Annotated in this window: 20 protein-coding genes; 10 read left to right on the forward strand and 10 right to left on the reverse strand. The window is 61.0% G+C overall.

Annotated features, from left to right (window positions below; genetic code table 11):
* Positions 1–29: 29 nt before the first annotated feature.
* From HP062_RS27480 to HP062_RS27495, 4 genes are all read right to left on the reverse strand, one after another.
* On the reverse strand, positions 30–812 hold the full coding sequence (locus HP062_RS27480) for a transporter substrate-binding domain-containing protein (protein ID WP_010462646.1): 783 nt from the start codon (positions 810–812) through the stop codon (positions 30–32).
* A 318-nt stretch (positions 813–1,130) separates the two neighbouring features.
* Positions 1,131–2,819, reverse strand: coding sequence for an ATP-dependent DNA ligase (locus tag HP062_RS27485; protein ID WP_172792347.1), 1,689 nt, complete (start codon positions 2,817–2,819; stop codon positions 1,131–1,133).
* Positions 2,816–3,850, reverse strand: a complete 1,035-nt coding sequence (locus HP062_RS27490) for a ligase-associated DNA damage response exonuclease (protein ID WP_154912954.1) — start codon at positions 3,848–3,850, stop codon at positions 2,816–2,818. Before HP062_RS27490 ends, HP062_RS27485 begins: the two co-directional genes overlap by 4 nt.
* A gap of 192 nt (positions 3,851–4,042) precedes the next feature.
* A complete protein-coding gene (locus tag HP062_RS27495) occupies positions 4,043–6,493 on the reverse strand; it encodes a penicillin acylase family protein (RefSeq protein ID WP_172792348.1) in 2,451 nt (816 codons plus the stop codon).
* A gap of 179 nt (positions 6,494–6,672) precedes the next feature.
* Between HP062_RS27495 and HP062_RS27500 the strand changes: the two genes are divergently transcribed.
* On the forward strand, positions 6,673–7,230 hold the full coding sequence (locus HP062_RS27500) for a cysteine hydrolase family protein (protein ID WP_083374892.1): 558 nt from the start codon (positions 6,673–6,675) through the stop codon (positions 7,228–7,230).
* A gap of 121 nt (positions 7,231–7,351) precedes the next feature.
* Here the strand turns inward: HP062_RS27500 and HP062_RS27505 are convergent, their stop codons facing one another.
* The 4 genes from HP062_RS27505 to HP062_RS27520 are packed head-to-tail and all read right to left on the reverse strand — an operon-like array spanning position 7,352 to position 9,077.
* Positions 7,352–7,561: an SEC-C metal-binding domain-containing protein gene (locus HP062_RS27505; protein ID WP_007906737.1), complete on the reverse strand. Its 210-nt coding sequence runs from the start codon at positions 7,559–7,561 to the stop codon at positions 7,352–7,354.
* Positions 7,558–8,052, reverse strand: coding sequence for an LEA type 2 family protein (locus tag HP062_RS27510; RefSeq protein ID WP_010462638.1), 495 nt, complete (start codon positions 8,050–8,052; stop codon positions 7,558–7,560). Before HP062_RS27510 ends, HP062_RS27505 begins: the two co-directional genes overlap by 4 nt.
* A 46-nt stretch (positions 8,053–8,098) precedes the next feature.
* On the reverse strand, positions 8,099–8,575 hold the full coding sequence (locus HP062_RS27515) for a YchJ family protein (protein ID WP_083374889.1): 477 nt from the start codon (positions 8,573–8,575) through the stop codon (positions 8,099–8,101).
* A 4-nt stretch (positions 8,576–8,579) separates the two neighbouring features.
* The gene (locus tag HP062_RS27520; RefSeq protein ID WP_010462634.1) at positions 8,580–9,077 is read right to left on the reverse strand and encodes a DUF6231 family protein; all 498 of its coding nucleotides are present in this window, start codon (positions 9,075–9,077) and stop codon (positions 8,580–8,582) included.
* A 189-nt stretch (positions 9,078–9,266) separates the two neighbouring features.
* On the opposite strand from HP062_RS27520, the gene HP062_RS27525 reads away from it, so the two are divergent.
* From HP062_RS27525 to HP062_RS27540, 4 genes are all read left to right on the forward strand, one after another.
* Positions 9,267–9,962 carry an OmpA family protein gene (locus tag HP062_RS27525; protein ID WP_083374888.1) on the forward strand — a complete coding sequence of 232 codons (696 nt, stop codon included), beginning with the start codon at positions 9,267–9,269 and terminating at the stop codon, positions 9,960–9,962.
* A 90-nt stretch (positions 9,963–10,052) separates the two neighbouring features.
* Positions 10,053–10,766: an OmpA family protein gene (locus tag HP062_RS27530; protein WP_010462630.1), complete on the forward strand. Its 714-nt coding sequence runs from the start codon at positions 10,053–10,055 to the stop codon at positions 10,764–10,766.
* 147 nt (positions 10,767–10,913) lie between these two features.
* Positions 10,914–11,192: a DUF1145 domain-containing protein gene (locus HP062_RS27535; RefSeq protein WP_010462628.1), complete on the forward strand. Its 279-nt coding sequence runs from the start codon at positions 10,914–10,916 to the stop codon at positions 11,190–11,192.
* The gene (locus HP062_RS27540; protein ID WP_010462626.1) at positions 11,185–11,943 is read left to right on the forward strand and encodes a collagen-like protein; all 759 of its coding nucleotides are present in this window, start codon (positions 11,185–11,187) and stop codon (positions 11,941–11,943) included. The genes HP062_RS27535 and HP062_RS27540 overlap by 8 nt, the downstream gene beginning before the upstream one ends.
* A gap of 121 nt (positions 11,944–12,064) precedes the next feature.
* Here the strand turns inward: HP062_RS27540 and HP062_RS27545 are convergent, their stop codons facing one another.
* Positions 12,065–12,529 carry a CopD family protein gene (locus tag HP062_RS27545; RefSeq protein ID WP_083374886.1) on the reverse strand — a complete coding sequence of 155 codons (465 nt, stop codon included), beginning with the start codon at positions 12,527–12,529 and terminating at the stop codon, positions 12,065–12,067.
* Positions 12,530–12,628: 99 nt separating this feature from the next.
* On the opposite strand from HP062_RS27545, the gene dinG reads away from it, so the two are divergent.
* The 5 genes from dinG to pdxH all read left to right on the forward strand — a co-directional run bounded on the left by dinG (position 12,629) and on the right by pdxH (position 20,603).
* Positions 12,629–14,773, forward strand: a complete 2,145-nt coding sequence (gene dinG, locus HP062_RS27550) for an ATP-dependent DNA helicase DinG (protein WP_077749573.1) — start codon at positions 12,629–12,631, stop codon at positions 14,771–14,773.
* Between the two features lie 96 nt (positions 14,774–14,869).
* A complete protein-coding gene (locus HP062_RS27555) occupies positions 14,870–17,368 on the forward strand; it encodes a beta-galactosidase (protein ID WP_172792349.1) in 2,499 nt (832 codons plus the stop codon).
* 197 nt (positions 17,369–17,565) lie between these two features.
* Positions 17,566–18,711, forward strand: a complete 1,146-nt coding sequence (locus tag HP062_RS27560) for a serine hydrolase domain-containing protein (RefSeq protein ID WP_077749571.1) — start codon at positions 17,566–17,568, stop codon at positions 18,709–18,711.
* A 113-nt stretch (positions 18,712–18,824) separates the two neighbouring features.
* Complete coding sequence (locus tag HP062_RS27565) at positions 18,825–19,931, forward strand: OmpA family protein (RefSeq protein WP_172792350.1); 1,107 nt, start codon at positions 18,825–18,827, stop codon at positions 19,929–19,931.
* A 24-nt stretch (positions 19,932–19,955) separates the two neighbouring features.
* On the forward strand, positions 19,956–20,603 hold the full coding sequence (pdxH, locus tag HP062_RS27570) for a pyridoxamine 5'-phosphate oxidase (RefSeq protein ID WP_010462613.1): 648 nt from the start codon (positions 19,956–19,958) through the stop codon (positions 20,601–20,603).
* Between the two features lie 5 nt (positions 20,604–20,608).
* Here pdxH and HP062_RS27575 read toward each other — a convergent pair whose 3' ends face one another.
* Positions 20,609–20,845: a hypothetical protein gene (locus HP062_RS27575; protein ID WP_077749569.1), complete on the reverse strand. Its 237-nt coding sequence runs from the start codon at positions 20,843–20,845 to the stop codon at positions 20,609–20,611.
* Positions 20,846–20,889 lie beyond the last annotated feature (44 nt).

A 20,889-nucleotide genomic window follows, 5' to 3' on the forward strand; every position in this document is an offset into this window, starting at 1 on the left:
AGCGCCCATCGCAAGATGGGCGCCGGGCATTATTTGCCGCTGTACAGATTCAGATCGCCAAAGTGTTTCTTCTGAATGGTGGCGTAGGTGCCATCGTCGTGTAACGCTTTGATACCTTTATTCAAAAGCTCTTTGAGGTCTTTGTTACCTTTAGAGATACCGATAGCTGTTTTGGCCGGCAGCAATTCGCTGTCAACCGGCTTGCTGACTTCGTAGCCTTCGCCCTTTGGCGACTTCAAGAAGCCCAGTTCGGCTTGCAGCATGTCCTGGATCGCAGCGTCGAGACGACCCGACATCAGGTCGGAATACACCTGATCCTGGTTCTGATAGGCCTGGGTCTTCACGCCGGCCTTGTCCAGCACGGCCTTGGCGTACGCTTCCTGGATGGTGCCTTGCTCGTAACCGACAGTCTTGCCTTTCAGAGAAGCGACGTCTTCGCTCAGGCCGGAACCCTTCTTGAATACATAGGCGGTTGGGCCGGAGAAGAGTTCGTTGGAGAAGTCGATGACTTTTTCGCGGGCCGGGGTGACGGTCATCGAAGAGATCACACCGTCGAATTTATTGGCCTTGAGGCCCGGAATCATGCCGTCGAAATCGCTTTCGACCCATTTGCACTTGACCTTCAGCTCGGCGCAGATCGCGTTCCCCAGATCGATGTCAAAGCCCACCAGGCTGCCGTCGGCCGCTTTCGATTCGAACGGAGCATAGGAAGGGTCAACGCCAAAACGCAGTTCTTTGTATTCCTTTGCCATGGCGGAGCCAGCAGCCATGCACAACGCCAGTGCAGAAAGGGTCAGCAATGCTTTTTTCATTTTTCAATCCCTAAGAACCAATATGAGCGCTTGTGGCGCAGAATTATTGTTACTGGAAAGCGTAAGACCCATTGAAAGTAGCAATTTCCGAACCAGAGTCCCGAACAAGCGTTTTAAAAGGTGATACAAGAAATGGCAATAGGGGATTTGTGCACGGAATCGGGCATCGGAAAATAGCCGCACCAAATCAGGTCATGGAGGCGCAAGTCCTGTGACGAGGGAGCTTGCTCCCGCTGGAGCGCGAAGCGGTCCCGCTGTAGAAAATTTGCGACGGCTTCGCAGCCGAACGGGAGCAAGTTCCCTCGCCACAAAGTTCTTTCAGCCCAACAAATCTTGCAGCGTTGCGAGGTTGTCGGCTTCTTCCACTGACTTGTCCTGCCGCCACCTCAACATCCGCGGAAACCGCACGGCAATCCCGCTCTTGTGGCGTTTCGACAGGGCAATGCCCTCGAACCCCAGCTCAAACACCAGGCTCGGTTTCACACTGCTCACCGGCCCGAACTTCTCCACCGTGGTTTTGCGCACGATGCTGTCGACCTGGCGCATTTCCTCGTCGGTCAGCCCTGAATAGGCTTTGGCGAAAGGCACCAGGGTGCGTTCGCTGGCGTCCGGCGGGCCATCCCAGACCGCGAAGGTGTAATCACTGTAGAGATTCGCCCGGCGACCATGGCCGCGCTGCGCATAAATCAACACCGCGTCGACGCTGAAGGGGTCGACTTTCCATTTCCACCAGACGCCCATATCCTTGGTCCGGCCGACGCCATACAGCGCATCCCGGGCCTTGAGCATCATGCCCTCGACACCGAGGCTGCGGGAGGCCTCACGTTGTCTGGCGAGGTCGAACCAGTCTTCGCCGGTCAGCACCGGGGAGGGAAGTAATACCGGGTTGTTGCAGGTGGCGATCAGTTGATCCAGCTGATCGCGGCGCCTGGCCTGAGGCTGGCTGCGCCAGTCCTCGCCTTGCCATTCCAGCAAATCGTAGGCGAGGACCACCACCGGCACTTCTTCGAGAATTTTCCTGTCCAGGGTTTTGCGGCCGATCCGCTGTTGCAACAGTGCGAAGGGCAGCACCGCCGGAGCGGACGGCGATTGTGGATTGAAGGCATCGTCAGTGTTGGGGCGAGGGGCTTTCCAGGCGACGATTTCACCGTCGATCACCGTACCGTCAGGCAGTCCGTGCAACAGGCTGTCGAGTTCGGGGAAACGCTCGGTTACCAGTTCTTCGCCGCGTGACCAGACCCACAGGCGCCCGTCACGCTTGATCACTTGGGCGCGGATGCCGTCCCACTTCCATTCCACCTGCCACTGGCTGGCCGGGCCGAGCACGGCTTCGAATTGCTCGACCGGTTGTGACAGGGCATGGGCCAGGAAAAACGGGTAAGGCTGACCACCTCGCTGGGCATGTTCGTCGGGCGATTCGGCCGCGATCAATTTCAGGTAACTGACGGCGTTCGGGCGATTGGACAGGTCGGTGTACCCGACCAGCCGCTGGGCCACGCGTTTGCTGTCGAGTCCGGCCATGGCTGCCAGGGCTCGCGTCACCAGCAGTTTGGAGACGCCGACGCGGAAACTGCCGGTAATGAGTTTGATGCAAAGCATCAGGCTGTGACGGTCCAGTTGTGCCCAGAGTGCGGGCAATCGTGCGGCGAGGACTTCCGGGGATTCGCCACGCAGGGGCAGCAGCTTGTCTTCAATCCACACCGCCAGCCCGTCGGTGGAGCTGTGCAGGGTTTCAGGCAGGACCAGCGAAATGGTTTCCGCCAGATCGCCAACCGCCTGATAACTTTCTTCGAACAGCCACGGCTCAAGGCCGGAAAACTCGACGGCCAGCTCACGCAGCACGCGCACCGGCACCAGCTGCCGAGGTCGCCCACCGGACAAAAAGTACACCGCCCACGCCGCATCTTCGGGGGCAGCCTGGGCGAAGTAAGCCTGCATCGCGGCCAGTTTGGCATTGCTTGACGTGGTGGCGTCGAGTTCGGCATACAGCTCGGCGAAGGCCTTCATGTCGCCACCTCGGCGTGCTCGGTTTCGACGGCCGCGTTGTCTTCCTCATCGTCGCCGTATTCGGTGCTGAAACCCATGGCATCAAGGCCCTGTTCGCGCAGATGCCGCACCAGCACCGCCACCGAACCGTGGGTGACCATGACTCGTTCGGCGCCGGTTTGTTCGATGGCCCAGAGCAGGCCGGGCCAGTCGGCGTGGTCGGACAATACAAAGCCACGGTCCACGCCGCGTCTGCGCCGCGTGCCGCGTAATCGCATCCAGCCGCTGGCGAAGCCGTCGCTGTAGTCGCCAAACCGGCGCATCCAGTTGCTGGCGCCAGCCGATGGCGGGGCGATGACCAGCGCCTTGCGCATCATCGGATCGCTCTTTTGCACGTCGCCAGCGTAGATCGTCGGCGGTATATAAACGCCGCTCTCGCGGTACACCCGGTTCAGCGGGTCCACCGCGCCATGCACCAGAATGGGGCCGAGGCTGGCGTCAATGCCATGGAGAATGCGCTGGGCCTTGCCGAAGGAATAGCAGAACAGCACGCTGGTTTTGTCGGCGGCGGCATTGGCCTGCCACCACTGATTGATCTCGTCAAAGATCTGCGCCTGGGGTTGCCAGCGATAGATTGGCAGGCCGAAGGTCGACTCGGTGATGAAGGTGTGGCAGCGCACCGGCTCGAAGGGTGCGCAGGTGCCGTCGGGCTCGATCTTGTAATCCCCCGAGGCGACCCAGACTTCGCCGCCGTATTCAAGGCGCACCTGGGCGGAGCCGAGGACGTGGCCGGCAGGGTGAAAACTCAGGGTGACGCCGTGGTGCCGCAAGCGCTCGCCATAGGGCAGGGTTTGCAGGCTGATGTCCTGGCCCAGTCGCGCACGCAAAATCCCTTCACCGGGCGCGGCCGCCAGGTAATGCTGGTTGCCTGTGCGGGCATGGTCGCCATGCGCGTGCGTGATGACCGAACGCTCGACCGGCCGCCACGGGTCAATATAGAAATCGCCGGCGGGGCAGTACAAACCTTCAGGGCGCGCGATAACAAGATCCATGTTGTTACCAAAATGGGGGGGCTTGTTAGCTATGAGGTTGGCGCGAAGCGAGAAGTTCTATCGATTTTCGCGCGCTGATCGTTCCCATGCTCCGCGTGGGAATGCAGCCCGTGACGCTCCGCGTCACTGGACGCGGAGCGTCCCTAGAGGCATACCCACGCAGAGCGTGGGAACGATCAGTGGCGAAAGGGGTTACTTGCCGGGTGTCAGGGTCAACCGTGTCTTGCCGTACACCTTGTCAAAGTTCTGCGGTTGCATCGGCAGGCTCATGTATTGCCCCTTCAGCCATGGATCAATGCTGTCGAGGTAGTGCGGGCTCGCCGGGTTGCCGGACTGACCGGTGCTGTTCTGCCCCATCAGCGGTTCTGCCTGGCTGAAGTCCACGATAAAGCGCATGGCTGGCGCCAGCGTCGTGTTGAAGTCCTGACCCCAGGTGAAGGCCGCCGTGTTCAGCGTCGTGTGATCGCCGCCGGCCGCGAGCGGACCGCGCACGGTCTGGCTGCTGGCATTCTTCCACTCATAGCGGTGCAACTTGCCCCACTGCCAGGCTTTGTGATCGCCGCCCAATTGACTGTCACCGGCGCTGATCGCCGCCGCCAGACTGCGAGCGAGGATTGCTGGCTTGTCTTCTTTCTGCGGCGTGCGTGCGTCATCCCAGAACGGACTGTCTTCACGGCCCAGCAAGTGATCGGCCTGAGCCGCGTAGGACAACTTGCCGTTGGCGATAAAGGCTTTCCACGCCGGGCTGCTTTCCGGGCCCAGTTCGTCGAGGAAGATCTGTTTGGTGCTTTCTTGCAGGAACAGCTCGTAGATCGCCGCATCCGCAGAGGTCGGGCTGAGTTTGCCGTCGAAGGCCATCAAGCGGGTGTACGCCTCGCGAGCCTTGCCGCGATCGGCAACCGGCAGGGCTTCGATGGCTTGTTTGAGCGGCTGGGCCATGCCCGGCGCTTCAAACATTTTTTTCAGTTTGGCGGCGAACGTCGTGGTCTGGTCGTATTGCATCGCGATCACGCTACGCGTGTCGTGTTTGCCCACGCCCGCCAGTTCGGCCAGGCGTTCGCCACGCTCCGGAGCCGACCAGGAATTGGACAGCTGCATGCCGTAGCCATGGGGAATGACCCGCTGGTTGGCGGTGCCGAGCCAGCCTTGGGACGGGTCCTGGTCATACGGGTGGAGCATCGGGTCGGCGTAGCCGTCCCAATCGTAGCGACCTTCCCAGCCCGGCGACGGCAGCAGGCCTTCGCCTTCGCGACGGTTCGGGTAACGCCCGGTGACTTGCCAGCCGATGTTGCTGGCGTCGGCGAACACCAGGTTCAAGGCGATGGCGCGGATTTCACGGCTGGCGTCCGAGGCTTTCTCGACGGTCTGTGCCCGGGACAGGTCGAAAAACGCGTCCAGGGTTTTATCGTCGGTGAAATTCGGCGTCTGCAAAGCCAGGCCGAAACCATTGGCCAGCGTCATGCCCTGGGCGCTGTTGAGCAAAGGACCGTGGCGGGTTTCGTACACCACTTCGCGAATCGGCCGCTGGCCTTTGACGAAGTAGGTTTCGTTGCGCACGATCGCCGGCTGCCATTTGCCGCCGACTTCATAGGTGAGGCCGTTGCCCTGGCGTTTGATTTTTTCCAGGAACAGGTCCTGGTTGTCGCCCATGACCGAGGTCATGCTCCACGCCACTTTGCCGTTGAAACCGCCGAGCACCATGGGCAAACCGGCAATCGTCACGCCAGAGGCCTGGTACTTCGGTGCACGAATCTGCACGTAGCTGAACAACGACGGCACACCCAAAGGCCCATGGCTGTCGCTGGCCAGCAGGCTTTTGCCACTGCGACTGCGTTGCGGGCCGATGGCCCAGTTGTTCGACGAGGTGGCGCCCAGCAGATTCAGGTCGAACAGTTGCGCGGTGGCTTTGCTGATTTGCGTCAGGCCCGGGATGGCGCCATTGAGCTTGATGCCCTGCAGTTTTTCAGCTTCGCCCAGCGGCAGTTTTTCGTCGGGGGCGGACGGCGTCAGCCACCCGAGTTTGTCCGTGGTGACGGTCTGGGCCAGCATCAGCGCGTTGATTTCTTCCGGCAGGTTGGCCGACTGACTGAAGTTCATCAGGCAGAAAATCAGCGCCGAGTCTTCCGGTTGCCAGTATTCAGGCTTGTAACCGCTGGCGGCGAGGTCGGCCGGCAGCTTGTCGCGGAAACGGAACAGGTAGGCGTTGACGCCGCGCGCATAGACTTCGAAGAAGCGTTTGAGGCGCGGCGACGATGCCTTGTACAACTCGCCCGCGCTTTTCTTCAGATTGACGGCGCGCATGTAGCGGTCGGCGTCCAGCAGGTCCGAACCGGACATCTCTGACAAACGGCCCTGGGCCAACAGGCGCAAGGTGACCATTTGCGTGATGCGGTCGCTGGCGTGGACGTAGCCGAGGGCGAACAGGGCATCGTGGAAGCTGTTGCTCTCGATCAGCGGCATGCCCATGGCATTGCGGCGCACCGAAACGTTCTGCGCCAGGCCCTTGAGCGGCTGTACGCCGGTGGTCGGCGGGAGGGTGTCCTGGGTGTTCCAGGTCTGACAACCGGTCAGGCTCAAAACACCGGCCACTGCTGCGGCAACGCCGAACCGGGGAAGAAAATGTGTAAGGGCTGGCGAGGCCATGGCAAAGCTCCTGCGGGGGGGTAGCGTCATTAAAGGCGCTACGTTAGTGAGCAGGAGGAGGGCGCGCAAGCAGGGTGTCAGGTTATTTCAGGATTTGTCCGATAAACACAATCTTGCCTGTAAGCGGAAGTGATGCTGAAGTGCCTGAAATTCAATGACCTGTTGTGAGAAAAGTCGGCATGGAGCTTAAGACCAACGCAGCACTGATCATCATCGACCAACAAAAAGGCATCTTGCAGCCCCGGCTCGGTCGCCGAAATAATCCTCAGGCCGAGGAACGAATTGTCGATTTGCTGGCGTATTGGCGGCGAACCGGACGGCCGGTGATTCATGTGCAGCACCTGTCCCGTTCACCGGAATCGGTGTTCTGGCCGCAGCAAGCAGGCGTTGAGTTTCAGGAACGCTTCATGCCCCAGGCCGGCGAACAACTGATTCAGAAACAGGTACCGGATGCATTTTGTGCGACCGGGCTGGAGGCGAGTTTGCGCGAGGCGGGGATCGAGCAGTTGATCATCGTTGGCGTTGCGACCCATAACTCGGTGGAGTCCACGGCGCGAACGGCCGGGAATCTGGGATTTGACGCGTGGGTGGCGGAGGATGCGTGCTTTACGTTCGACAAGGCCGATTATTTTGGCCATGCGCACTCAGCCGAGGAAGTGCATGCGATGTCGCTGGGGAATTTGCACGGGGAATATGCGACGGTCGTGAGTACTGCACAGATATTGAAGGCTGGCTGAGTTCCGTGTGGGAGCGACGCACCGTCGCTCCCACAGGGGGGATGCGTGCACAGAACCAATGTGGGAGCGGGCTTGCTCGCGAAGTCGATTCAAGCGGCGAAGAAGTTCTTCGCCCGAAGCATCAAGCGCCGTGGCACTTCTTGAATTTCTTGCCGTTGCCGCATGGGCAAGGGTCGTTGCGGCCGACATCTTTCAGGGCGTTGCGCACCGGTTCCTGGTGGGCGTGGCCGCAGTTCGGGCCGTGGACATGGCCGTGGTCGTGATCATGGTGGTCGTGATGGTCATGATCGTGGTTGCAGTCAGGGCCATGGACATGGGGTTGCTGGGTCATCGGTTTTGCTCCGGAATTAAATCGGCGGGGATTATCACGCCATTGCGCGCCAGGTGCACGTAGTGCGCGATGAATAAACCGGTTTCCATTTCACCTTCCAGACGATAGGGGATGGGCTGATCGGGTTTTTTCAGCATTTTCACCAGGTCCCGCACCTTGGGCCACAGGTTGGTGCGGATCGGCACCTTGAAATAGGCACTGCGTTTGGGGCCGACCGTGAACCAGTGTTCATGCTCGCCTTCGGCCAGCAGCATGTCGCCCAAGTGAATACGGTACTCGAGGCCGCGCACCGTCAGGTCGCTGTCATTGGGATTGTCGACGCGAAAGTGCAGGATGAATTTCTGCTCCAGCAGTTTGGCGCGGACCACTTCAACCTTCACCAGGTGCACCTGCGGGTCCGGCAGATCGTCTCCGAACCAGGACGCGCAGCCGCCGAGCCCCAGAAAGAGGAGCGAGGTGAAGAGAAAAAGTGCAAGGCGCCGGGTGATCATGGTCGTGTTTCTCCATAGAACGCCAGTCTAGCCCTTTGGAATCACCTCACGCGCCGAAATACCCCGCGCAACACTTCTTGAATTTCTGCCCGCTGGCGCACGGGCAGGCATCGTTGCGTCCGGCCTTGAGTGGCACGGTGGGGTCGATGAAGTACCAGTGCCCGCCGTTCTGCACGAACGAGGAGCGCTCGCGGTGGCTGTGTTCTCCGCCACCGTCGTGCCAGCGTGCGGTGAACGTGACGAATGCGTGTTCCGGTTGACCGCCCAATACCTCGGAGCTTTCCACCTCCAGACCCAGCCAGGTGCTTTGCGCGCTCCAGTCGCTGATGGACTGACGATCCAGGCCGGCCTGTTGCGCGGGCAGGGTGGTTGCCACCAGATAGTCGATCAAACCCAGCACATAGGCGCTGTAGCGCGAGCGCATCAAGGCTTCGGCGCACGGCGCCGGATGCCCGGCATGGTAATGGCCGCAGCAGGCATCGAGCAGGGTGCCGCTGCCGCAAGGGCAAATGGATGTACTCATTGCGTTACCACCAATATTTCCCGAAGTTTTCCGGATTGGCCCAGAACCGCGAGTTGAGCCAGTCGGGCACCTGTTTATAGTCAAGCAGATCGTAGGTGAACAGCGTCAGCACTTGTTCATCGCGCTGGAAGCGTTCACTGGCTTGCAAGGCCAGGGAAAAGAAATCCGTCTCCTGCCAGCCGCTGGCCGGCAAATCCGCCAGCACCGCAATGCGGCTGGCGTTCAGATTACGGATCCCGCCTAAAAGATTCAGACCGTCACGCTTTGGCAGGTGTTCAAGGCAATCGACCACCAGCGCCAGATCAAAGCGGCGCGCCGCCAGTTCGGCCGGCAGTGCACCCGGTGCCGCATGCGCCACGCAGCTGTCCGGGTGCGCGAGCTTGAACGCCTCAAGTGCGGGGAATTCGCTGGCGCCGATCAACAACAGGCGCGCGGGGGCGTATCGATCAAGCAAAGCGGCCAACGCCTGCTGGGGCGTGCGCGAAGAAATACCTGCAATCATCAGAGTTCCTCAAAAAGAGCACCAAGACTAGCCTGCCCAAACGTGCGGGCCTAGAGCGGGTTTGCACCAAAATCGGCGAACGGCCGTGAATACGTGACTAAACAGCGGTGGCCTATTGCTGGCGGAGATTAAAACTCCGGTCTTTACTCCCTGAATCGGTTTCAAGCCGATCCCTCAGGAGAAAACTAGATGAGCATAGTTCGGACAGCATTACCCTTGGTTCTGCTAACCAGTGTGTTGACTGGTTGCGCAGGTTTGCAGAAAACCGACTGGCCGACCTGTGCAGGGGTCGGTGGTGTCATCGGTGCGGGTCTCGGTGCGACCGAGAGTACGGCATGGGCGGGGTATGGCGCGCTGGCCGTCGGCAGTTTCGCCGCGGCTTATTGCTGGGTGCATGGCGATGGCGACGAAGACGGCGATGGTGTGCCGGACAGTCGCGACAAGTGTCCGGGTACGCCTCGAGGCGTGAAGGTCGATGCCGACGGCTGCCCTCCACCGGTACCTGCGCCAGTGGTCGAAGAAGTCGTGGTGGTCAAGGAAGAAGTCATTGTCATCCGCGATGTCCACTTCCAGTTCGACAAAGCCACACTCACGCCTGCCGATAAAGATGTACTCAACACAATCGCCACGCGCCTGAAACAGGAAGCCTCCACCGCTCAATTGACCGTGACCGGCCATACCGACAGCGTGGGCAGTGATACCTACAACCAGAAACTGTCGGATAAGCGTGCTCACTCGGTGGTTGAATACCTCATCCAGCAAGGCGTCCCACGCAGCAGCTTCGTGTCTGTGACCGGTGCCGGTGAAAGCCAGCCGGTGGCTGATAACAAAACCGCTGACGGCCGTGCGCAGAACCGTCGCACGGAAATCAAAATCAACCGCTAAGTCCCATCCGCTCCGCGGCTTGTGCAGTCGCGGATGCGGGTCTTTACTCCTGTGTAACCGGTATGGGCCGGTAACACAGGAGCTTTTACAATGAGCGTTCTCACAAGGACCGTCTTGCCGGTTCTGCTGCTAGGCAGCCTGTTGACCGGTTGCGCCACTCACAGCGATGGCACCGCCCCTCTCAATCAACGTACCTGGCCGATCTGCAGCCTCATCGGCGGACTGGTCGGCGGCGGTCTGGGCGCGATTGAAAGTGCCGGCTGGGCAGGCGGTGGCGCAGCACTCGGTATCTTGACCGGTGGCTTGATCTGTTACGCCCAGGATGGCGATGAGGACGAAGACGGCGTTTTCGATCGGCGTGATCGTTGCCCCGATACCCCGGCCAATACGCCTGTCGAACACCATGGTTGTCCGCTGCCGCAGTACCCGGCCAGCGTGAAACCTGTCGAAGTTGTTGAGCCCGAAGTCATCACGCTGCCCAGCGACGTGCTGTTTGCCTTCAACAAGTCTGACCTGAGTCCCGCCGCGCAGAGTCAATTGGATTCGCTGATGTCCAAACTGCAATTCGCCGATGTGGTGAGCATCAAGGTGATCGGTCATACCGACAGCGTCGGTTCGGATGAATACAATCAGGCACTTTCGGAGCGTCGCGCCAGCAGTGTGGCGGCTTATCTGTTGAGCCAGGGCATTGCGCCGAGCAAACTCACCAGCGAAGGCAAAGGCGAAAGCCAGCCGTTGGCCGACAACGAAACGGATGAAGGACGCGCGAAAAACCGTAGGGTGGAGTTACACATTAATCGCTAAGCCCCGAAATAGAGCCGTCGGACAACAGTGGCTGTTGATTCGACGGCCATTCGGCGGCCTTCATGAAGAATTTTCTGTTGCCCTCTGGCTTATCCCTCGCGGAAGCCGTTACTGTGCGCGCAAAGAATAATTCTCAACGGGGGGCGTATGAAGGTGTTTTGGGGGCTGGGGAAGTTGTTGACCCTGCTGTTTTGGCTGGTGGTGCTGGTCAATCTGCTGATGCCGTTTGTCAATCCGTTGCACCTGCTGGTCAATCTGGCTGGCGGCGTGTTGGCGTCTCTTCATCTGCTTGAGGCGGTGTTCTGTTTCCGCAGCCTCAGAGGTCGCGCCCACCCTTGGCGTGATCGCTTGAAGATCCTGTTTTTCGGCGTATTCCACCTGCAAACCCTCCCGGCTCCGACCGTATCGAAGGCTTCCCATGCGTAAACTCTGTCTGCTCGCCGCACTCATCAGCCCATTGGCCTGCGCCCAGGTGGTCAGTGTCGAAACCAATTCATTGATGCGCCTGCCCAACACCGCCAGCACCTTGCAGCTTGAACGCCTGGAAGTCGCCGATTACGGCACTTTGTTGATTCCTTCGAACGTGACCGAAGTCACCGTCGGCGAATTGCATCTGGGGCGTGAGGCGCGGATCGCCATCGTGCCAAGTGAACAGGTACTGGAGTTGAAAGTCAGTCGTGCCGAATTGTCTGAAGGCAGCCAGATCACGGCTCGTGGGGCGCCGGGGACTTACCTCAAGGCCGCTCGCTCCGGACGCAACCTGAATTTGCAGATCAAGGCACTGAATGCACCGCTGTTGTCGGTAGACGCTCGCGGTGGCGCGGGCGCGCCAGGTTTTGTCGGCCTCGATGGGGCCAACGGTCAGGCGCCGGGTTGCACATGGGGCCAGGCCGGCCGCGGTGCCGATGGCAGCAATGGCAGTGATGGTCAGCCGGGGGCGCCGGGGGCGCTGGTCAGGCTGGAAGTGCCACGGGATTATCCGGCTGAACAGATCAAGGTTCAGGTGGCGGGTGGTGCCGGTGGCATCGCGGGGCCTGGCGGCAAGCCGGGCGCGGGCGGCAAGGCCAAGGGCTGCCTCGTTTACGAGGCCGATGGCGGCAAAAGCGGTCGTCCTGGGATTGATGGACAGCCGGGGCCTGCGGGTGCGGCGGGTTCGGTGACCGTTCAAAGGTTGTAAGAACGACCGAGATCCTGTGGCGAGGGAGCTTGCTCCCGCTGGACTGCGCAGCAGTCCTATTTTGGGGCCGCTTCGCAACCCAGCGGGAGCAAGCTCCCTCGCCACAGTTGTACTGTTTGCTTTAGAACATCGGTCTGGCCGCAGCAATCGCCACCAGCACCAACCCGACAATCAAATTGATCCCCACCAGTTTGCGAATCTTCCCCAGCGTCGCAGCCCCGGTCGGCCAATCCTGTGCGCCCACCGCCGTGCGCAACTCTGGCAGCAGCAACGCTTGAATCCGGATAAACAGCGCGGTCATCACCACATACAAGCCCATCATCACCTGCACATACCGCGGCGCCGCCTCAAACCCGGCGTATTGCAGATGAATCATGCCCACGCCACTGATCGGCAATAGCACCACCGCGACCCAGACCCAGCGGAAAAAACCTTGAAACACTTCCACCCACAGCTTCAAACGGGCAGGCCCCTCCAGCGCCTTCATCGCTGCAGGCCGCAAGACCATCCAGGCGAAAAACATACCGCCGACCCACACCAGGGCGGACAGGACGTGCAGGGTGTAAACGATGCCAAAAGGTGTCATTGAGGTACTCCGTTCTGCGCGGGATTAATTAGCGGGGTATGATAGCGGCCCATACGAACCACTGAAAATTTATCCAGCGTTTTTTGCGCCCGACAATCCATGATCAGCACCGAACTCAAAACCACGATCCAGGGCGCCTACTCGCGTTTTCTTGAAGCCAAGAGCCTCAAACCGCGCTACGGCCAACGCCTGATGATCGCCGAAATTGCCAAAGTCCTCGGTGACATCGACACCGACGACGAAGGCCGGCGCAGTGGCGACCCCGCGATTGTCGCGGTGGAAGCCGGCACCGGTACCGGTAAAACCGTGGCCTACAGCCTGGCGGCGATACCCACCGCCAAGGCCGCCGGCAAACGCCTGGTCATCGCCACGGCCACCGTGGCCCTGCAAGAGCAGATCGTCTACAAGGATTTGCCCGACCTGATGCGCAACAGCGGGCTGAATTTCAGCTTCGCCCTGGCCAAGGGGCGTGGGCGCTACATGTGCCTGTCCAAGCTCGACATGTTGCTCCAGGAAGGTCACGCGCAAACCGCCACGGCTCAGCTGTTCGAAGAAGAAGGTTTCAAGATCGAGGTCGATGAGGCCAGTCAGAAGCTCTTCACCAGCATGATCGAGAAGCTCGCCGGCAATAAATGGGACGGCGACCGCGACAGTTGGTCCACCGCCCTGGAAGACGCCGACTGGGCGCGCCTGACCACCGATCACAGCCAGTGTACTAACCGTCATTGCCCCAACTTCGGCCAGTGCGCCTTCTACAAGGCCCGCGAAGGCATGGGCAAGGTTGACGTGATTGTCACCAACCACGACATGGTCCTGGCAGACCTGGCGTTGGGCGGCGGCGCCGTGCTGCCGGACCCGCGCGATACCATTTACGTATTCGACGAAGGCCACCACCTGCCGGACAAGGCCATCGGCCATTTCGCCCACTACACGCGCCTGCGTTCCACCGCCGACTGGCTGGAAACCACTGCCAAGAACCTCACCAAACTACTGGCCCAGCATCCGCTGCCGGGTGACCTGGGCAAGTTGATCGAGCAGGTGCCGGAGCTGGCTCGCGAGATCAAGACCCAGCAGCAGTTCATGTTCACCGCGTGCGAGCAGGTGGCCGATTTCAAGCCCGGCGAAGACGTCGAAGGCCGCGAACGGCCGCGACATCGTTTCGTCGGCGGGGTGATTCCCGAGCACATGCGCGAAATGGGCGTCGAGCTGAAGAAGGGCTATGCCCGTCTGACCGACCTGTTCACCCGGCTCACCGAACTGCTCAAGGAAGGCATGGACGGCGAGGTCAATATCGGCATCGCCAGCAACCAGGCCGAAGAGTGGTATCCGCTGTTCGGCAGCCTGTTGTCCCGTTCTTCGGGCAACTGGGAATTGTGGGTCGCGTTCACCGCTGAAGACCCGGAAGACAACCCGCCCATGGCCCGCTGGCTGACCCTGGCCGAAAGCGGTTCGCTGTTCGACATCGAGGTCAATGCCAGCCCGATCCTCGCCGCGGAAATGCTCCGGCGCAACCTGTGGAACGTCGCTTATGGCGCACTGGTGACTTCGGCGACCCTGACCGCTCTCGGCACCTTCGACCGTTTCCGCATGCGTGCCGGCCTGCCAAAAAAAGCCGTGACTGCCGTGGTCCCGAGCCCGTTCCATCACGCCGACGCCGGTGTGTTGCGGGTGCCGGACCTGAAAGCCGACCCGCGTGACGCACCGGCCCACACCGCCGCGATCATCCGTGACTTGCCAGCCTTGGTGGAAGGTTCGCGCGGCACCCTGGTGCTGTTCTCCTCGCGCAAACAGATGCAGGACGTGTTCGACGGCCTGGACCGCGACTGGCGCAAGCAAGTGTTCATTCAAGGCAACCTGTCGAAACAGGAAACCCTGAACAAGCACAAGGCGCGTGTTGATGGCGGAGACTCCAGCGTGCTGTTCGGCCTGGCGAGTTTTGCCGAAGGGGTCGACTTGCCCGGTGCGTATTGCGAGCACGTGGTGATCGCGAAGATTCCGTTCTCGGTGCCCGACGACCCGGTCGAAGCGGCCCTGGCCGAATGGATTGAAGCCCGTGGCGGCAATCCGTTCATGGAAATCTCCGTGCCCGACGCTTCGCTGAAACTGGTCCAGGCCTGCGGTCGCTTGCTGCGTACCGAGGAAGACCGCGGCACCATCACCCTGCTGGATCGGCGCCTGGTCACCCAGCGTTACGGCAAAGCAATCCTCAACGCATTGCCGCCATTCCGTCGCGAAATTTCCTGAAACACCGGTGGGCTTTTTTGCCCACCGCGTTGTCTATCGTTCAGCCACCACCTTTCCATTGGCCCATTGAGGGTCGTTCGGGAGAAACACGTTCCTATGATTCGCTGTTCGTTGCCTGCTGTTTTCGCCCTGATGTTCGCAGCCCCTTTGCTGGCAGCCCCTGCCGGCCAACAGACGCTGTTCAACTTTGTGCGCCCCGCCGATGTGGTCCAGGTGGCAACTCAGGATGCCAGCCTGCCGCAATCCAATGCGGAGCAAACGGCCGAAGGTGAAGTGCTGCGTCGGGTGACGTTCAACCCGGTGGCGCAACCGACCTTGCGTCTGACCCCGCAAACCGGCGCCTGGGACTGGTCCCAGTCAGGTGTCATGAGCTTGCGCATTCAGAGCGCGATGGACTGGGCCGTGACCCTGTACGTGAAAATCCAGAGCAACGATGGCAAGACCCTGATCAGTCGTGTCGATTTGCCGGCCGGACCGGCGCAGACCCTGTTGGTGCCGCTGCAACCGAGTTCGCCGCTGAGCCAGGGCATGAAGGCCGGGCCGCCGATGCCGATGACGTTTGACGGCCAACGGGTATTGCTGGCCAGCAGCGCCGGTGAGCTGGATCGCAGCCAGGTGGTGTCGGTGACGTTGTCGATGGATCAGCCGAAAGTAGCCCAAAGTATCTTGCTTGAGCGCTTTGGCGTGCAGGACGGTGAAGCGGTGACCAAGGCGGCATACGGCGGCCTGGTGGACGCTTACGGTCAATCGACCCGGGCCAAATGGCCGGAGAAGGTCGGTAGCGATGAGCAACTGAAAAGCGCCGCCGCCAAAGAGCAGCAACAAACCAGAACCTGGCTCGCCGAGCGCCAGAAGTTATCCCTGGACAAGTTCGGCGGCTGGAACAAAGGCCCGACGTTCAAGGCCAGCGGTTTTTTCCGCACGGAAAAACGTGACGGTCGCTGGTACCTGGTGACCCCGGAAGGGCATCCGTTCTATTCGCTGGGGGTCAATACCGTTACCCCGAACGTCAACCAGACCTACATCGCCGGCCGCGAGTGGATGTTTGAATCCCTGCCAAAACCGGAAGAACCCTTGGCCAGTCATTATGGCGAAGGCGACAACCGTGGCGGCAACGGCGCCGATCAGGGCCGTGGTTATAACGCCGGTCGCTGGTACGATTTCTATGGCGCTAACTTGCAGCGCCTGTACGGCGAACCGTGCGCGCTGGGCAGCGACACCAAGGCCGGTGTCGCCGAAGCGGCCAAGGCTGATGCGGTCGAGGCCACGGCCGACAAGGCCGCCGAGCAACCTGTCGCACCTACGACTGCCGAATCCGGCGTCGCCGAAGCCGCCAAGACCGGCGCGGAGGAAGCGACCGTCGCCAAAGCCGTCGAGCAAAAACCTGCTGAACCCTGCAAAGCCGTGGTTGATGAACAACGCTGGGCCAGCCATACCCTGGACCGCCTGCAAGCCTGGGGTTTCAACACGGTCGGCAACTGGAGCGCTCCGGCGCTGGCCAATGCTGACCGTGTGCCGTACACCTTGCCGCTGTCGATCGTCGGCGATTACGCCAGCATCAGCACCGGCACCGATTGGTGGGGCGGCATGCCCGACCCGTTCGACCCACGCTTCGCCATGGCCACCGAACGCGCCGTGGCCATCGCCGCCCGCGACCATCGCGACGATCCCTGGCTAATCGGTTACTTCGCCGACAACGAACTGGCCTGGGCCGGCCCCGGCGACGATCCGAAAGCCCGTTACGCACTGGCCTACGGCACCTTGAAAATGACCACCGACGTGCCGGCCAAACGGGCGTTTCTCAAGCAATTGCGCGACAAATACCGCAATCAGGCCGGCCTTTCCAAGGCCTGGGGCATCGACTTGCCGGCCTGGGAATTGATGGAAGACCCGGGTTTCGTGCCGCCGCTGCCGAGCGCCGAACACCCGGAAATCGAGGCTGATTTCAAATACTTCCAGAAGGTCTTCGCCGATACCTACTTCAAGACCCTTTCCGATTCGCTCAAGTGGCACGCTCCGAACCAGTTGCTGCTGGGCGGTCGCTTCGCCACCAGCACCCCGGAAGCCGTTGAGTCCTGCGCCCAGTACTGCGACGTACTGAGCTTCAACATGTACACCCTGCAACCGCAAGACGGCTATGACTTCGCCAAATTGCGCAGCCTGGACAAACCGGTGCTGATCACCGAGTTCAACTTCGGCTCCGCTGATCGCGGTCCTTTCTGGGGCGGCGTGACGCAGTTGGCCAAGGAAGAAGACCGTGGCCCGGCTTATGCCAACTTCCTCAAACAGGCGTTGAGCGAACCGTCGATTGTCGGCGTGCACTGGTTCCAGTACCTCGATCAACCGGTGACCGGACGTCTGCTGGATGGCGAGAACGGTCACTTTGGCCTGGTGGGCATTACCGATCTGCCGTTCCAGGGCTTTGTCGACAGCGTGCGCAAGAGCAACCTGGCGACCGTTGACCAGTTGGGCAAGGAGGCTGAGAAGGCCAAGGCTGAAGCGGATAAAGCCAGCCATGAAGGCGAGGGCGGTAAAAAAGGTGATGCGGGCAAAGGCGTGGGCCATGCCGGCGGCCATTCGGCCAACGGTCACTGAGTCCTGCTCGACCGCGTTATCGTTTTTAGCGAGCAGGCTCGCTCCCACCATGGTCCTGCGTGATCCTTGGGGAGCGAGCCTGACGACAAATTTCTGATCCAATCCACGGGCAACCGACCGCCCGGCTCACGCCTGTTCCCAAAACCTTCAATGGCTGGAACAATGCGGGCCACTTTGTAGATTTCGGGGAGTTGCGGGTGCAGATTCAGGGTCATTACGAGCTTAAGTTCGAAGCAGTACGCGAAGCGTTCGCGGCGCTGTTCGACGATCCTCAGGAACGTGGTGCGGCGTTGTGCATCCAGGTCGGTGGCGAAACCGTCCTCGACCTCTGGGCCGGTACCGCCGACAAGGATGGCCTTGAAGCCTGGCACAGCGACACTATCGCCAACCTGTTCTCCTGCACCAAGACCTTCACTGCCGTCACCGCCCTGCAATTGGTGGCCGAAGGCAAGCTGCAACTGGATGCCCCGGTGGCGCGCTACTGGCCCGAATTCGCCGCCGCCGGCAAAGACTCCGTCACCTTGCGCCAGTTGCTCTGCCATCAGGCCGGTCTGCCGGCACTGCGCGAGTTGCTGGCACCCGAAGCGCTCTACGACTGGTACACCATGGTCGATGCCCTTGCTGCCGAAACGCCGTGGTGGACACCGGGCGAAGGCCACGGTTACGCGGCAATCACCTATGGCTGGCTGGTGGGCGAGTTGCTGCGCCGTGCCGACGGTCGTGGGCCGGGCTCATCGATTGTGGCGCGGGTCGCCAAGCCGTTAGGGCTGGATTTCCATGTGGGCCTGGCGGACGAAGAGTTCCATCGCGTGGCGCACATCGCCCGCGGCAAGGGCAACGTTGGCGATGCGGCGGCCCAGCGCTTGCTGCAAGTGACTATGCGCGAGCCGACCGCCATGACCACCCGGGCCTTCACTAACCCGCCGTCGATCATGACCAGCACCAACAAACCCGAATGGCGCCGGATGCAACAACCCGCCGCCAATGGCCACGGTAACGCCCGTAGCCTTGCTGGTTTCTACGCCGGCCTGCTTGATGGCAGCCTGCTGGAAAGCGAAATGCTCGAGGAGCTGACCCGCGAACACAGCCTTGGCGAAGACAAGACTTTATTGACCCGGACCCGTTTTGGCCTGGGTTGCATGCTCGATCAACCGGACGTTCCCAATGCGACCTACGGCCTCGGCCCGCGTGCATTCGGCCACCCTGGCGCTGGCGGCTCCATCGGTTTTGCTGACCCGGAACATGATGTGGCCTTCGGATTTGTGACAAATACACTGGGGCCTTACGTCTTGATGGATCCGCGCGCGCAGAAGCTTGCGCGGGTACTGGCCACTTGTCTGTAATACGCACTCTCGGGCTCCAGGGCCGGAACCCGAAGGCCATTATGGTTTCCAACCGTCTGTTTATCCGGTCACGCCGGCCTGATTTTTTATGATTTCATTTTTGTGGATATCCAATGTCATTCAATAAAACCACCCTTGCCTTGGCCCTGTGTGTCGCGATCACCGGTTGTGCACAGACCCCACAAAGTGATTCGGATGGCAGCAGCTGGTGGCCGTTCGGCTCCTCCGACAAAGTCGCGGCGAAAGAGCCGGCTCCGGCCCCGACCCCAGCTCCTTTGAAAACGGCCGCCGCGGCTCCAGTGACCAAAGCTGAAAGTTCCAACCCTTGGTACTGGCCGTTCGGCTCCGATGAAGCGCTCGACAAAAAGCCCGAAGTAAAACCCGAAGCCAAGCCTGTCGAAGTGGCCAAGGCTGAAGCTGAAGCCGGTGGAAAGTGGTGGTGGCCGTTCGGGGGTAAAGATCAACCCACCGCCAAAGCCGTGCCGATGCCGGATCCTAAAGTCACTCAAGCCTGGCTCGACGACTACGAGCCGCGCCTGCGTGAAGCGATCAAGGACAGCAATCTGCAACTTGAGCGTCGTGAAAACGTATTGGTCGTGACCGCGCCGGTAGAAGGCTCGTTCAACCCGGACCGTCCGGCCATGTTGCTGCCCGTGACCCTAGGCCCGTTCACTCGCGTCGCGAAAATCCTGGAAGTCGATCCTAAGACCGCCGTCCTGGTACTGGGGCACAGTGATACCTCGGGCGCCGCACCGGCCAACGTCAAACTGAGCCAGGAGCGTGCGCAAGCCGTCGCTGCGATCTTCCGCCTCAGCGGTTTGCAGCGTGATCGCCTGATGCTGCGCGGCATGGGCGGTGAAGCCCCTCGTGCAGCCAACGACAGCAACGAAGGTCGCGCCTTGAACCGTCGTGTGGAATTGCTGGTGACTCCGCAAAACACCATGGTCGCGTTGCTGAGCAAGTACAACATGCCGGCTCCGGCGCCCGTTCGCCTGGTCGCTGCCCAGGACGTCAAGCCAGTGGTCAAGCCTGTCACGCCTGCACCTGCGGCGAAAAAAGCGGCTGTGCCTGCTGCGAAAAAAGCCCCGGCCAAGAAAGCCGCCAAGGCTCCAGCCAAGAAGACACCGGCTAAAACCGCGACCCCGGCGAAAAAGACTACCCCAGCAAAAGCCGCAGCGGCTGACAAGAAAGTCGCCGCTGCCGATGCTGCAAAGAAGTGATTCGTTAACCAAAAGGAATGCGCCATGACCCAGGGCCTGGCTGATATGCGTCGCGACTACACCCGTGACGGTCTGACCGAGGCGCAAGCCCCGGCCGAGCCGTTCGGACTGTTCCATCAGTGGTTTGCGGACGCGGTAAAAACCGAGCAACCGCCGGTGGAGGCCAATGCCATGACCCTGGCCACCGTCGATCAGGACGGTCGGCCGCATTGCCGCATTCTGCTGCTCAAGGGCCTGGACGAAGAGGGTTTCACCTTCTTCACCAACTACGACAGCGCCAAAGGCCAGCATCTGGCGGCAAACCCGTTCGCCGCCATGACGTTTTTCTGGCCGACCCTGGAGCGCCAGGTGCGCATCGAAGGGCGGGTGGTGAAGGTTACGGCTGAAGAGTCCGACGCCTATTTCCAGGTCCGCCCGCTGGGCAGTCGTCTCGGTGCCTGGGCTTCGCCCCAGAGCCGGGTGATCGCCGATCGTGCTGAACTGGAAGCGCTGCTCAAGAACACCGAGCAACGCTTCAGCGACACTCAACCGCACTGCCCGGAGCACTGGGGCGGTTACCGCTTGCTACCCGAGCGCATCGAGTTCTGGCAAGGCCGTCCGAGCCGCCTGCACGATCGCCTCAACTACCGTTTGCAAGGCGCCGACTGGATTCTTGAACGTCTGGCACCTTAAGCAGTCTACCGATCGGGATAGCCTGCCGCAGCGGCTTCAAGCCACTGGGGCAGGTCCCGGCGCTTGATCTTCTGCGCCTGAGCGCTTGCCAGTTGCTCGAGCATGAACGCTTTTTTCTGCTCGTCTTTACCCGCCAGCGCCAACGCCAGATCGCGGTCCATCCAGCGCTTGATCCGCACGTACAGCCACCAGTGGAAGTACAAACCGGCGACCGTGGTGACAACAATGATGAAGTAATCCATGAAAATCCTTGGGTCAGTGGGGCAGGTTTTTCGGTTTGCCGCTA

The sequence above is a fragment of the Pseudomonas sp. B14-6 genome, assembly GCF_013260315.1.
GTDB classification, from domain to species: Bacteria; Pseudomonadota; Gammaproteobacteria; order Pseudomonadales; family Pseudomonadaceae; genus Aquipseudomonas; species Aquipseudomonas mandelii.

Coding starts and splice junctions, on each gene's coding strand:
- HP062_RS27480 (WP_010462646.1), bottom strand. CDS start 812: ATGAAAAAAGCATTGCTGACCCTTTCTGCACTGGCGTTGTGCATGGCT.
- HP062_RS27485 (WP_172792347.1), bottom strand. CDS start 2,819: ATGAAGGCCTTCGCCGAGCTGTATGCCGAACTCGACGCCACCACGTCA.
- HP062_RS27490 (WP_154912954.1), bottom strand. CDS start 3,850: ATGGATCTTGTTATCGCGCGCCCTGAAGGTTTGTACTGCCCCGCCGGC.
- HP062_RS27495 (WP_172792348.1), bottom strand. CDS start 6,493: ATGGCCTCGCCAGCCCTTACACATTTTCTTCCCCGGTTCGGCGTTGCC.
- HP062_RS27500 (WP_083374892.1), top strand. CDS start 6,673: ATGGAGCTTAAGACCAACGCAGCACTGATCATCATCGACCAACAAAAA.
- HP062_RS27505 (WP_007906737.1), bottom strand. CDS start 7,561: ATGACCCAGCAACCCCATGTCCATGGCCCTGACTGCAACCACGATCAT.
- HP062_RS27510 (WP_010462638.1), bottom strand. CDS start 8,052: ATGATCACCCGGCGCCTTGCACTTTTTCTCTTCACCTCGCTCCTCTTT.
- HP062_RS27515 (WP_083374889.1), bottom strand. CDS start 8,575: ATGAGTACATCCATTTGCCCTTGCGGCAGCGGCACCCTGCTCGATGCC.
- HP062_RS27520 (WP_010462634.1), bottom strand. CDS start 9,077: ATGATTGCAGGTATTTCTTCGCGCACGCCCCAGCAGGCGTTGGCCGCT.
- HP062_RS27525 (WP_083374888.1), top strand. CDS start 9,267: ATGAGCATAGTTCGGACAGCATTACCCTTGGTTCTGCTAACCAGTGTG.
- HP062_RS27530 (WP_010462630.1), top strand. CDS start 10,053: ATGAGCGTTCTCACAAGGACCGTCTTGCCGGTTCTGCTGCTAGGCAGC.
- HP062_RS27535 (WP_010462628.1), top strand. CDS start 10,914: ATGAAGGTGTTTTGGGGGCTGGGGAAGTTGTTGACCCTGCTGTTTTGG.
- HP062_RS27540 (WP_010462626.1), top strand. CDS start 11,185: ATGCGTAAACTCTGTCTGCTCGCCGCACTCATCAGCCCATTGGCCTGC.
- HP062_RS27545 (WP_083374886.1), bottom strand. CDS start 12,529: ATGACACCTTTTGGCATCGTTTACACCCTGCACGTCCTGTCCGCCCTG.
- dinG (WP_077749573.1), top strand. CDS start 12,629: ATGATCAGCACCGAACTCAAAACCACGATCCAGGGCGCCTACTCGCGT.
- HP062_RS27555 (WP_172792349.1), top strand. CDS start 14,870: ATGATTCGCTGTTCGTTGCCTGCTGTTTTCGCCCTGATGTTCGCAGCC.
- HP062_RS27565 (WP_172792350.1), top strand. CDS start 18,825: ATGTCATTCAATAAAACCACCCTTGCCTTGGCCCTGTGTGTCGCGATC.
- pdxH (WP_010462613.1), top strand. CDS start 19,956: ATGACCCAGGGCCTGGCTGATATGCGTCGCGACTACACCCGTGACGGT.
- HP062_RS27575 (WP_077749569.1), bottom strand. CDS start 20,845: ATGGATTACTTCATCATTGTTGTCACCACGGTCGCCGGTTTGTACTTC.